Origin of the sequence: Coleofasciculus sp. G3-WIS-01 (assembly GCF_040223135.1) — a bacterium.
In the GTDB taxonomy this organism is placed as follows: domain Bacteria; phylum Cyanobacteriota; class Cyanobacteriia; order Cyanobacteriales; family Coleofasciculaceae; genus Coleofasciculus.
Genome location: NZ_JAVJZI010000221.1, coordinates 1 through 11,659 on the forward strand (window position 1 = coordinate 1; position 11,659 = coordinate 11,659).

Below are 11,659 nucleotides of genomic sequence, written 5' to 3' on the forward strand. Positions count from 1 at the left end.
CTGGACATACAGTGTTAGCAATGCCGGAAACATCGGTCTATCCAACGTCAATGTCAGCGATGACCAAGGTGTAGTTGTCAACTATGTCAGTGGTGATACAGATACCGATGGCATTTTAGACACCACAGAAACCTGGATTTATGAAGGAACAGGCACAGCCGTTGCGGGTGATTACAGCAACATCGGTACAGTCACTGGCGATTATACCGATGACTTAGGTAACTCCGAAACCGTAGCGGATGATGACCCCAGTGATTACTAGGGTGCTGACCCTAGCATTGATGTCGAGAAATACGTTTCCGTTGATGGCGGACAAACCTTTGTTGATGCCGATAGCCCAACCGGTCCTCTACTAACCGAAGGTAACGGTGATCCCATCTTCAAGTTTATCGTCACCAACACGGGTAACGTTGCTCTAAATAACATCAGCTTAACCGATAGCGACTTTGGACTGGATGGACTCACGGGAGATGCAACCACGGGTAATGGTCAATACGACATTGGCACATTAGCGGCTGGTGCATCCACAAACGTGATCTTCAACGGTGCGACTTGGCAAGCCGGACAGCACACCAACACCGCGACTGTTGATGTTACCTACACCGATGATCTGGGTAACCAGGCTCCTTTAACCGACAGCGATGATGCTAACTACTATGGCGATGCGCTTCCAGAAATTAGCGTCATCAAGGAAGCTAGTACAACCAGTATCCGCGAAGATGTGGGTGCTGATGTCACCTACACGGTTACAATCACCAATGACAGTGACCCCAATAGCGCTGACTATGACCCCGTCACAATTACATCCCTACCAGACAGCCTTTGGATCGATAATAACGGCGATGGTATTCAGCAAACTACTGAAGTGCAAACCGTTGATCGGATTACTGATGCTTTAGCCGATTGGCAAGCTGCAGGGAATACAGGAGATATAGTTCTTGACCTTGGTGAAGCCTTCACCTTCGACTATACGACATCCTATGCACCCGGTGAATTAAATCCTTGGGAAGATCCCACAAATACCATCATCGCCAACGGTACGGATGATGAAGGAAATGAAACCTCTGACGATGACGATGCTGTTGTAGATGTTTTCCAGAAGAATCAGCGCAGTATCGAGATTGATTCCCTCACCGGAATCCGCAATGGTGATATGCTTTCTGGGAACTTCCGCATAGTCAATGCTAGCGGTGATCCGGTTGATGTCAAGGTTGATTCCTTGAATATGGGTTACGAGGAACAAGTCGAAGGGAGCAAGGGTAATAAGAAGAGCTGGCTACCCACAGAATTGGGCTACAGTAACCAGTTCTGGATTGACAGCAATCCCAATGGTATACTCGACTCCAACGAAACGCTGCTTACCGACCGCGATCCATCAACAGAGCTATTTAATACCTCAATTGTCTTCGGTTCCTCAGTCTACATCGGCTACAAGTCCACCTTTGATAGTGCTGTCCCTGACCCAATTCGGGCGACTGCAGAAGCGACAATTGATGGACGTTTTGACCGATTTGGCGAGAAAGTTACATTCCATTACACCGAAGTATTGTAATTTGTTCTAGGTTCTCAACCCAATAAATTATCCCAGTGGGGGTGCATGGCTATGCGCCCCTACCTTTATACTGTGTAAACATATACAGAACAACTTGTCCTGCTTATTCAACCCAATCCTCAAATTTTAGTCCAGCTTATACCAGAGACTCTTGATCATCGATCCCCCTAATGGGATGATGATAGTATCCTTGGGGAAAGAGTAACCTTTGCTTTACGGAAGTAATTTTGCGTTAAACCCTAGTTTCCTGGAGTCATTACATAACACCTATGGTCGTTGCAACCCAATCTGTCGAAGAACTTTGTATTAATTCCATCCGCTTTCTGGCGATAGACGCCGTAGAGAAAGCAAATTCCGGTCATCCCGGATTGCCAATGGGCGCAGCACCGATGGCGTTTGTGCTGTGGGATCGCCTGATGCGGTACAACCCAAAAAATCCCAACTGGTTAAACCGCGATCGCTTTGTTTTGTCTGCGGGTCATGGCTGTATGTTACAGTATGCCTTGCTCTATCTAACAGGTTACGATAGCGTCAGCCTCGATGATATCAAGCAGTTCCGCCAGTTGGACTCCAAAACTCCTGGTCACCCGGAAAACTTCATGACTGAAGGGGTAGAAGTTACCACCGGACCATTAGGACAAGGGATTGCCAATGGTGTCGGTTTAGCGATGGCAGAGGCACATTTAGCCGCCAAGTTTAATAAACCCGATTGCCAAATTATCGACCACTACACCTATGTCATCTTAGGTGATGGTTGCAATATGGAGGGTGTCTCAGGAGAAGCCTGTTCTCTGGCAGGACACCTGGGACTGGGCAAACTGATTGCCCTCTATGATGATAACCATATCTCCATTGACGGTTCCACCGACCTTGCCTTTACGGAAGATGTGGGCAAGCGCTTTGAAGCCTATGGTTGGCACGTCCAGCATGTTCCCGATGGTAACACCAACTTGGACGCGATTCATAAGGCAATTGCAGCAGCTAAAGCGGTAACCGATAAACCTTCCTTAATTAAAGTCACCACAACCATTGGTTTCGGCTCTCCCAATAAAGCCAATACCCATGACGTACACGGTGCAGCCTTGGGTGCTGATGAAGTACAAGCCACTCGTGAACATATGGGTTGGAATTATCCCGCCTTCGAGGTACCCGAAGACGCCCTGAAGCATTTCCGCAAAGCAGTTGATCGCGGTGCCCAATATGAAGAAGAATGGAACAAACTCTTCACCCGTTATAAAGCTGAATACGGTGAGGAAGCAGCTTTATTAGAACGGATGGTCAGTGGTAAGCTGCCCGACGGTTGGGAGAAAGTCCTACCTTCCTATACACCTGAGGATAAGAAAGATGCCACTCGGAATCTATCTGGCACAATCCTCAACGTCATGGCTGGGGTATTACCGGAACTGATTGGCGGTTCGGCTGACTTAGCCCCTTCCAACAAAACCTTACTCAAATCCTCAAAGGATTTCCAAAAAGGTGCCTATGAAAACCGCAACCTTCGCTTTGGTGTGCGCGAACATGGCATGGGAGCAATTTGTAATGGGATTGCCCTGCATAAGTCTGGGTTGATTCCCTATGGTGCCACCTTCTTAGTCTTTACCGACTACATGCGGGGAGCGATTCGCCTGTCTGCCCTATCCCATGCCGGGGTAATCTGGGTAATGACCCATGACTCTGTAGCATTAGGGGAAGATGGTCCGACGCACCAACCAATTGAGCATATTCCCACCCTGCGAGCGATTCCCAACTTAATCGTGCTTCGTCCGGCGGATGGCAATGAAACCTCTGGTGCATACAAGATAGCGATTGAGAAGGCAAAACCTGCCAATGGAATGTCAACACCGAGTCTGTTAGCATTGTCCCGGCAAGGGCTACCTAACCTAGACGGAAGTTCGATTGATGCTGTCGCCCAAGGTGCTTACATCCTATCTGATAGCGATGGCACACCCGACATCATCTTAATTGGCACAGGTTCCGAAGTCCACATCTGTGTTGATGCGGCGGAAAAACTCCGGGGTGAAGGCAAGAAAGTCCGCGTGGTTTCCATGCCAAGCTGGGAACTGTTTGAGGAACAGGATGAAAGCTATCGGGAATCTGTACTACCGAAAGCCGTAACCAAGCGCCTAGCAGTGGAAGCGGGTTCTAGCTTTGGCTGGTGTCGCTATGTTGGCGCTGAAGGTGACACGATTAGTATTGATCACTTTGGCGTATCGGCTCCCGGTGAGGTTGCTTTAGAGAAGTTTGGCTACACGGTGGATAATATCGTGGCTAAGGCTAAGGCGCTTTAAGGATAGTAATTTCAGTCGTAGGGATACGGCAGTTCCGTTTCCCTAAGTAGTCGGACAAAACTTTTGGGTGCTGTATAAAGTTTTGTAAACATCACCCAACCTCTCTTGAGGTAAAGGTGACAAGCATTTTTAATGTCTTGATACAGTACCGTTTATTTATGTTCGACCACTTACAATCAGAAAGGCTCCCTAGAAATAGAGAGCCTTTTTCACTATTCTTGAGTGCTTGAGCTCAGATTGGCAATTATAAAACATCTGTGTTGTTTAGGTGTTGTTTAGAATTGGTAGCGCAGTTGTGCTCTAACCCTATGGTCGGTGTAGTCTTCGCGCCCGACGACAGTTTCGTAATCGATCGCGCCGGAAAAATTCTGGGAAAACTGCACGTCCACTCCAGCGGCTAATCTGACGTAATCGCGATCGGGGTCGTCTGTAGTCGCCCGTATCGGGATGCCGGGTTGGGTGAGGAGTTCCGTCTCGATTTCGCGGCTGTCGTTGGCGAACTGGTGTTCGTAAATTGCCCGGATATTGGGTGTCACTGTAGTGTTGCCAGCTTTGAACACATAAGCCGCCTGAACGCCCGCACTGAGAACTAGCGATTCCACTTGTTGGTCTTGGACTTTCATGTTGAGGCTAAGAGCACCTTCCTCAGTGTAATCATCAATTTCGACGCGATCATAGCCAATTCCTAGGGTGGGTCCATAAGAAAAGTTGCCCAATCTGGTATTGTAACCACCGTTCACTTTGACCGATAGCTGGTTCCCCTCCGTGTCAGCCGTAGCCCTGCGGTTGTCAAATTCGATTTGGCGGGTTATCTCATAGTCATTCCAACCATAACTGACAACGGCATCCGTATAGAAGTTACCCCGAACATAGTTGCCATAGATAGAAACGGCATAACCATCAACTTCAACCTCGCCGAGGTCATCATCAAGTTCGGTGTCATTGCTGAGGTGCCCGACAGCAACTCCCATCGCTAGGTCGCCCGTGATGCGATAGTCAATGCCAGCAGTAATGCCTGTCGTTGTCAAATCATAACCCGGTTCGCTATTGCTGGTATCTTTATCGCCGAAGTTGATGTCACCGTTCACGAAGGCACCGACCCGTTGTTCGGGGGGAGTTTCGCGGACACCTCGCAGGGACCGGAGCCGAGCGTCAATCGTTTGAGTCTGCCTGCGAGCAACGCTTAAGGCAATGTCGGCTTGGGGGATAACTGTTTGAGGACTAATCAGCACTGCCAAAGCCGCTTCTCCAAGCAGCTCATGAACGGCAGCAGTCGGATGAATTTCATCCCAAAAAAAATACTCGTCGGGGTTGGGACAAACCGTATCTGTTGCATCATTTAAGCAAGGTTCGGTCACGTTTGTTATGCCGTATCTGGCAGGCTCGGCGAGAACTTCATTAACCAGAGCATTGACATCGAGTGGTATGATCTGAACTTCACGGTTTTGAGCTAACATTTGCATAGCTGCATTTAAGTTGCGGTTGTATTGATTGACTGCGGCGGTGATAGCGTCGGCAGGAAAGGGAGAGGCTAATCTTAGAGGCGTCCTTCCCAAATCTGGCAGGTTGACTACTATAATCGTTTCAGCACCGTTTGCAATCAGCGTTGTCACCGCATTAGATAGGGTGTTGACCGTGGTTGTCGTGTCTATATCTGTTGGGTTTGTGCCTGGAGCTATGTCGAGGTAGTCGTTGGCTCCGCCCCAAACGGTATAAAGACCATTGGAATCGAGTGGTTGCCTTGTTGTGGTCAACTCAATAACCTGCTCCAGCACATCCTCTGAGGTTGCACCACCAAGGGCAAAGTTATTAGCTCGATTGTGATCAATTCCTAACTCTAATCCGAGAACTTCCACCCAGACCAAACCGTTAGTAAAACGTCCCTCAAAATAGGGAGGGCTAGGAGGGAAGAGACCTTGAGAGCTTTCAAATCTGTTGCCAACGTCTGAGAGACTATCGCCAAAGATGTAAAACTCCTCAAATTTCTGTGCCGAAGCATCGAGCGGCAACAGGGTAGATAATAAAACAGATGCGATCGCTAGAGCTTGTTTTTGCATGAATATTACCCTAAGCTAAGTAGCGCTGACTTAAGCACTAATGTGCTACTGAAACTTGAGTAATGAGAATGACCTGCTCCCCTGATCATCTTTGCAATTACTCTAAGTTTTTCTAGTCTAACTTTAACTGGATTTCCATACAGATAAACAATAAATTCGCTAAATCTATCAGCCTAGTGAACATATTCTGAGTGAGCCTGTTACACTAAACATCCTGGTCCTTGACTTGTGCTAAACCCAATACTCTTTAATCCATGTCAGAGGAATTCCGCCAAATTTTACCCACCCCTCCGCCTGCTGCGGATATTTTTGCCACCTACAAACTCGCTCAAGAGTTCCACCGAGAAACGCAGTATCGCCAAGAATTCCAGTCCTACTGCCAATGGTATCGCCAAACCGCCAAACGCCACCAACAAGAACTCCAAAAAATGCAAGGCGACATCAACCTGTTTGGGTGGTTCTGTCGCCGTCGCTAATGATTCAAATGAATAATAATACGCCGTTAACCGTCAACAAAAAAGCTGACGAGGATAGGTATTTTCACCGAACAACTGACTGATTTTGTTGAGAAGAACTGAACATTCACAACGCTTCTAACTCATCTTCCCGGAAGTGACCGCGAAACTTTTTATCAAATTTGACCTGAATCGGTAAGTTAGCGCTCACGGGTCGCCCTTGCCATTCCGTAACGATAGCAATGACTTCGCCTTCCATACCCTTGATATCAAACGGCTCATTGCGGTGGGCAGGATTGTGGTAAACAATAACAGATGTCTTAACTCTAACGCGATCGCCAACTTTCATACAAAAAGCTCGTTTTCTCTCCAACAGCCTACATCTTGCCAGAAATTGCTCCGGCAATACTAAACCATTCTTACACAGCAGTGTTCCTTCCTAGAGATTAGTTTGGCAACTGATCAAAAACGGTGCTGATTTTCCAGCACCGTTTCCAGAAGTATAAGCCACCTCAACCGCAGCCGATTCTTATGTTTACGCCGCCACAGAAGCTTGAGGACGAGCAAAAATCATCCGTCCGGCAGAAGTCTGTAAAGCAGAGGTCACCACAACCCGCATTTCGGCGCCGAGGTGGTTACGTCCTTCTTCTACAACCACCATCGTGCCATCATCTAGGTAACCCACGCCTTGAGAGGGTTCTTTCCCCTCCTTGAGGATTTTCAGTTCCAGACTATCACCCGGTAGATAAATCGGACGCATCGCGTGAGCCAAGTCATTGACATTGAGTACGGGGACTTTTTGCAAATTAGCCACTTTACTCAAATTGTAGTCATTGGTCAAAAGCGTGCCATTAATTTCCTGAGTAAAGCGCACCAATTTGGCATCCACCGTATGAATATCCTCATAATCAGCCCGGTGAATAATCAGGCGTTCCGGATAAGCCGTTTGCATTGCCTTGAGAATATCCAACCCGCGCCGTCCCCGAATCCGCTTTTGATCATTCGCTGCATCAGCTAGCTGCTGCAACTCTTGCAACACAAACTGGGGGATCAGGATTTGACCCTCGACAAACCCTGTATTCAAAAGTTCCTCAATGCGACCATCAATAATACAGCTTGTGTCCAGTACCTTACTCGCCGCCGGTTTGAGCGTCCCTTCTGCCACCAACATGGTGTCCAAGCTGTTCGGATTAATCAGTCGCAAAAAAGTCCGACCGTGGGTATCTGCCAAACTGATTCCCAGAAAGGCAAACATCACACTGCCCAAAATTGCCGCTAGGGGCTTGATAAAGGCAAACTCAGAGGGAAAAGGCAGTAAGAAAATCGGTGCTAGCATTAAATTCGCTAACAGCAGCCCCAATACCAAACCGACTGCCCGGGTTAAAATTACCTCAATTGGCAGTTGGCGCACCTGCTTTTCCAAACGACGATAGGTCACCTGCACGGTTAACCCAACCGCAAAACCGATAATGGCGGTAAAACTGGCTAAAATCCAGCGCAGCGCTTCCAGATTTGTGATCTGTTCCTGCACGGAGGGCGGCAGCAATTCAACGGCGTCGAACCCTACACCGGCTCCTCCTAGGATGAATAAAAGAATAATGACAAAATCAAGCATGGTTCCAATCCAAGTGGTTTATCTGGCAAATCTTCCAATACTATTCGAGATTTATAATCATAGAGGTTAATCTCATTTATTATATCTTTCACTTCCTTTTGTTTTCCTATGCCTATCGGCTTAGCTCAAATCTTCAGTTTTTCGTATAAGAGAATACGGTTCTCCCCATGCGGTAAACTCAAGGTGAACGGTCAGGAGCGCCATTTTTCATTGGCAATAATTTGAGACAAATTTACATAACGTAATAGAGTTGAGTTTATTTTTACCCACCTGCTTAGCCCTGCTTTAGTTGATGGCTCAAGAATTGTTCTACAACTGTCTTGAAATAACAACTTATTCGTCATACTCGCTCATCAAGAAGCCAGCTACGTCTTATGTCAGGGTTTAAGGTGTATTTACAGAACGTGATAGAGTTGGGTTGATTTCCATTGACCTACTGACTTGTTAATCAAACTTTAAGAATTGCTCCCCGAATTCCGGAAGAATGTGTTAAATTTTTTAAACAAATCTGAGAAAGTCATAGAGATGGGAATTCCTCGTTCTGCCTACATCCATATTCCCTTCTGCCGACGTCGCTGCTACTACTGTGACTTTCCTGTATCCGTAGTCGGCGATAAAGCCACGGGTAGCACGTCCGGCACGATTGAGGAATATGTTGAGGTATTGACTCAAGAAATCCAAACCACACCAGCCTCGACTGGTTCTCTATCAACCATTTTCTTTGGCGGTGGCACCCCCTCTCTGTTATCGACTCAACAGTTAAGCCGCATTCTGGATACCTTAGCACAGCAGTTTGGCATAGCTACCGATGCGGAGATTTCCCTGGAAATGGACCCAGGCACATTCGACCTGTCCCAGATCAAAGGATACCGGGATGCTGGCGTGAATCGAGTTAGCTTAGGAGTTCAAGCCTTTCAAGATGAACTATTGGGCATTTGTGGGCGATCGCACCAGCTTAATCATATCTTTACCGCTGTCGATTTGCTCCGCCAAGTAGAGGTTCCCGACTGGAGTTTAGATTTGATTTCTGGATTGCCCACTCAAACCTTAGAACAGTGGCAGGAATCCTTGACAGCCGCCATTCAGCTTACCCCTACCCATATCTCATGCTATGACCTGACTATAGAACCCGTTACCGCCTTTGGACGACAGTACAGCCCCGGAATTTCTCCCTTACCGACTGACGAGACAACCGCTCAAATGTACCGCCTTGCCCAGACGCTCCTCACTGATGCCGGGTATGAACATTATGAGATATCCAACTATGCTTTACCCACTCACCAATGCCGACATAATCGGGTGTATTGGGAAAACCATCCTTTTTATGGGTTTGGTATGGGGGCGGCGAGTTATGTCCAGGGGCGGCGGTTTACTCGCCCCCGCACTCGGCGAGAGTATTATACTTGGGTGCAACAGTTCATTGAAGCGAATGGGATCTGGGAAAGTCCAGAACTCTCGGACGTGGATATTTTGTTAGAAACTCTGATGCTAGGACTACGCTTGGCAGAAGGTGTGAGTCTATCGACACTGGTGCAGCAGTTTGGCGAGAAGACTCTCAAACAGATTGGCACAACTTTGCAGCCCTACTACCAGCAAGGTTGGGTAGAAGTTGTAGAACGAGATGGAAAAGCCTGGGATTGGCACAATGCCCAGAAACTACCGATGAATGGGCGGCTGAGATTAAGTGATCCAGAGGGGTTTTTGTTTTCTAATCAGATTCTGGCTGATTTGTTTAGTCGCTGTACGTGAGTGAGGGTACAGAAATTTTTCGGCTCATCCCATAGAGAAGTAGTGCCAGGGCAATAAACCCGTAAGGGAAATAGGCTGGGTTACCGATTTGACCTAAGAGTGCCGGAACAGAGGTTTTGCCCAAGTAGGCAGCATAAAATAGATAGCCTATTGCCACATGACCACACTTGTGTTGCACCAAAGCAAATACGGTGGCAAAGGTGGGACCGTAGAGGAAGGCAGCGACAGCAAACAAGATACCAAAGGGAAAAACACTCGTCAAGGTCACCACGGCTAATCCAGCCAGCAGCAACCATTGCAATCGTCGAATCGGTTGGGGATTGACCCAAATGCTCAATGTTAAACGCCCCACTGTCAATCCTCCCCAATAGAGAGAAAGCAGTGTGCCACTCCAAACAACACTCTCACCCAAGCTTCTCAAGTAAGCGCCACTCCATGTACCGATCGCACTCTCTAACCCGACATAGAGAAAAATCACCACCAGAAAGGGGGTAGCCTGCTTCCAAGGCATGCGATCGCGCTTAGGTTGATAGTTCAAAACCTGGGGCGCTCTCCAGGCTAAAGCAACGGAACCCAGCGCCAAAATTGCCACGAGTCCAAACGCCAATCGCCAAGGGAGAAATGTTCCCATCAGAGGCGCACTTAATGCTCCAACTCCAAAGGTAGCATTTGCCCAGTTGAGCAGCACAATTCGCCGTTGGGGATGAAGTTCGCCAACTAAGCTGTTGCATTGGAGATTGAGAATTCCGTCTCCAAATCCGATCAGGAGTGCGGCTAGTCCAATCCAGGTAAATGTAGGGGATAGGGCGATAAGGGCGAATGCTACCATAACCGTAACAAATGCCAGAGCAAACCAAGGATGACGTTCGACTCGCCGCGATGCTAATACCAGTCCAGCTAAACTACTAGGCAAAAACGCCGTGTAGAAAAGTCCAACATTCACGGTTTCGCCAAATGCTGCCGTCCATTGGGGCAGAAACGCCCCTGGTGCTGCCACAATAATGCCATGTAAAAATAGTCCCATAAATCCGGCAGTAGTTAGGCGCAGGGATGCTAATTTTTGAACGGTCATGAATTTCTCGGCGTGACATCCTCCCACACCAAATTGAAAATTATGGTGTGGGCTTCCCCAAATCACTTTGAGGATTTCCTGGTTATTCCCTTTCGGGGTTTCGCCACTTGCCTAGACTGGCTTTCACCAACCCCCGGTAGCTCGGCTGCACAGGCAGTTTCCTTTCCCGCAAGTCCTGTGGTACTAATTAACTCTACCCCTCGGTTTCTGATTACCTGACCACTGGCAACATCCCTATCGGTTTTATAGCCGCAATGAGGGCAATCATGTACCCGGACACTCAGGTCTTTTTTCACTTCACCTTTACATTCGGGACACTCCTGAGAAGTGCCTCTGGCATCAACAACAGTAAGTAAGGGCGAAGCATTTGCGGAGATTAGTGAACAGGAAGTGGCATAAGTATAGTACGCAAATGCTTCGCCCCTACACCCCTCGTTTCCAGCACACATATTGGGTGATGGTACGGAATTGACCAAACCCCGCATCAAGCATCTGCTTACCCAACATCCCTTGAGCGCTAACTCTATAGTCTAAATCTTCCATGAAAACCATATCGCCAGCATCACAAAGGGCGTGAGCTTGCTTGAAGTGAAAATCTTTCCTGATGTTGTCAATGTAGTGGTGAAGTCGAGCAACCTTGAGCCGTTGTTTCTCGTAATTGTTTGACCGCTTCTGTTTTCGCTTACACCTACGTTGCAGCAATCTCAGCTTGCTTTGTAGTGCCTTAAACAACTTAGGCGGCTTGACAACAACGCCATCGCTGGTCGCCAGTAAGGGCGAAGCATTTGCGGAGATTAGTGAACAGGAAGTGGCATAAGTATAGTACGCAAATGCTTCGCCCCTACACCTATGTCTACCCCAATTGGGTGTC

9 protein-coding genes and 2 pseudogenes are annotated in these 11,659 nt (G+C 47.9%); 6 read left to right on the forward strand and 5 right to left on the reverse strand.

What is annotated here, in order from left to right; genetic code table 11:
- The 3 genes and pseudogenes from RIM23_RS22690 to tkt all read left to right on the forward strand — a co-directional run.
- Nucleotides 1–262, forward strand: a pseudogene (locus RIM23_RS22690) (hypothetical protein); the annotation flags it as partial.
- A 114-nt stretch (nt 263–376) separates the two neighbouring features.
- On the forward strand, nt 377–1,552 hold the full coding sequence (locus tag RIM23_RS22695; RefSeq protein WP_446369570.1) for a DUF7507 domain-containing protein: 1,176 nt from the start codon (nt 377–379) through the stop codon (nt 1,550–1,552).
- Nucleotides 1,553–1,821: 269 nt separating this feature from the next.
- On the forward strand, nt 1,822–3,840 hold the full coding sequence (gene tkt, locus RIM23_RS22700) for a transketolase (protein WP_446369558.1): 2,019 nt from the start codon (nt 1,822–1,824) through the stop codon (nt 3,838–3,840).
- A gap of 275 nt (nt 3,841–4,115) precedes the next feature.
- On the opposite strand, the gene RIM23_RS22705 is transcribed toward tkt, so the two are convergent.
- Entirely contained in the window at nt 4,116–5,897 is a 1,782-nt protein-coding gene (locus RIM23_RS22705) for an autotransporter domain-containing protein (RefSeq protein WP_446369560.1), read from the reverse strand.
- 254 nt (nt 5,898–6,151) lie between these two features.
- Here RIM23_RS22705 and RIM23_RS22710 point away from each other — a divergent pair, with 254 nt between their 5' ends.
- Nucleotides 6,152–6,373: a hypothetical protein gene (locus RIM23_RS22710; protein WP_446369562.1), complete on the forward strand. Its 222-nt coding sequence runs from the start codon at nt 6,152–6,154 to the stop codon at nt 6,371–6,373.
- A gap of 106 nt (nt 6,374–6,479) precedes the next feature.
- Here RIM23_RS22710 and RIM23_RS22715 read toward each other — a convergent pair whose 3' ends face one another.
- Both RIM23_RS22715 and RIM23_RS22720 read right to left on the reverse strand, forming a co-directional pair.
- Complete coding sequence (locus tag RIM23_RS22715) at nt 6,480–6,701, reverse strand: ferredoxin-thioredoxin reductase variable chain (protein WP_446356845.1); 222 nt, start codon at nt 6,699–6,701, stop codon at nt 6,480–6,482.
- A gap of 186 nt (nt 6,702–6,887) precedes the next feature.
- Entirely contained in the window at nt 6,888–7,967 is a 1,080-nt protein-coding gene (locus RIM23_RS22720; protein WP_446369564.1) for a PIN domain-containing protein, read from the reverse strand.
- 525 nt (nt 7,968–8,492) lie between these two features.
- Here RIM23_RS22720 and hemW point away from each other — a divergent pair.
- A complete protein-coding gene (hemW, locus tag RIM23_RS22725; RefSeq protein ID WP_446369566.1) occupies nt 8,493–9,716 on the forward strand; it encodes a radical SAM family heme chaperone HemW in 1,224 nt (407 codons plus the stop codon).
- On the opposite strand, the gene RIM23_RS22730 is transcribed toward hemW, so the two are convergent.
- Nucleotides 9,700–10,788: an MFS transporter gene (locus RIM23_RS22730; RefSeq protein ID WP_446369568.1), complete on the reverse strand. Its 1,089-nt coding sequence runs from the start codon at nt 10,786–10,788 to the stop codon at nt 9,700–9,702. The genes hemW and RIM23_RS22730 overlap by 17 nt on opposite strands.
- 42 nt (nt 10,789–10,830) lie before the next feature.
- Between RIM23_RS22730 and RIM23_RS22735 the strand changes: the two genes are divergently transcribed.
- Nucleotides 10,831–11,007 (forward strand): hypothetical protein, encoded by a 177-nt coding sequence (locus RIM23_RS22735; RefSeq protein WP_446369572.1) that lies wholly within the window; start codon nt 10,831–10,833, stop codon nt 11,005–11,007.
- Between the two features lie 38 nt (nt 11,008–11,045).
- On the opposite strand, the pseudogene RIM23_RS22740 reads toward RIM23_RS22735, so the two are convergent.
- Nucleotides 11,046–11,559: pseudogene (locus RIM23_RS22740) on the reverse strand (RNA-guided endonuclease InsQ/TnpB family protein); the annotation flags it as partial.
- Between the last annotated feature and the right edge of the window lie 100 nt (nt 11,560–11,659).

Excerpts from the sequence above, each read along its gene's own strand:
- tkt (WP_446369558.1), top strand. The coding sequence starts at position 1,822 with ATGGTCGTTGCAACCCAATCTGTCGAAGAACTTTGTATTAATTCCATC.
- RIM23_RS22705 (WP_446369560.1), bottom strand. The coding sequence starts at position 5,897 with ATGCAAAAACAAGCTCTAGCGATCGCATCTGTTTTATTATCTACCCTG.
- RIM23_RS22710 (WP_446369562.1), top strand. The coding sequence starts at position 6,152 with ATGTCAGAGGAATTCCGCCAAATTTTACCCACCCCTCCGCCTGCTGCG.
- RIM23_RS22715 (WP_446356845.1), bottom strand. The coding sequence starts at position 6,701 with ATGAAAGTTGGCGATCGCGTTAGAGTTAAGACATCTGTTATTGTTTAC.
- RIM23_RS22720 (WP_446369564.1), bottom strand. The coding sequence starts at position 7,967 with ATGCTTGATTTTGTCATTATTCTTTTATTCATCCTAGGAGGAGCCGGT.
- hemW (WP_446369566.1), top strand. The coding sequence starts at position 8,493 with ATGGGAATTCCTCGTTCTGCCTACATCCATATTCCCTTCTGCCGACGT.
- RIM23_RS22730 (WP_446369568.1), bottom strand. The coding sequence starts at position 10,788 with ATGACCGTTCAAAAATTAGCATCCCTGCGCCTAACTACTGCCGGATTT.
- RIM23_RS22735 (WP_446369572.1), top strand. The coding sequence starts at position 10,831 with ATGGTGTGGGCTTCCCCAAATCACTTTGAGGATTTCCTGGTTATTCCC.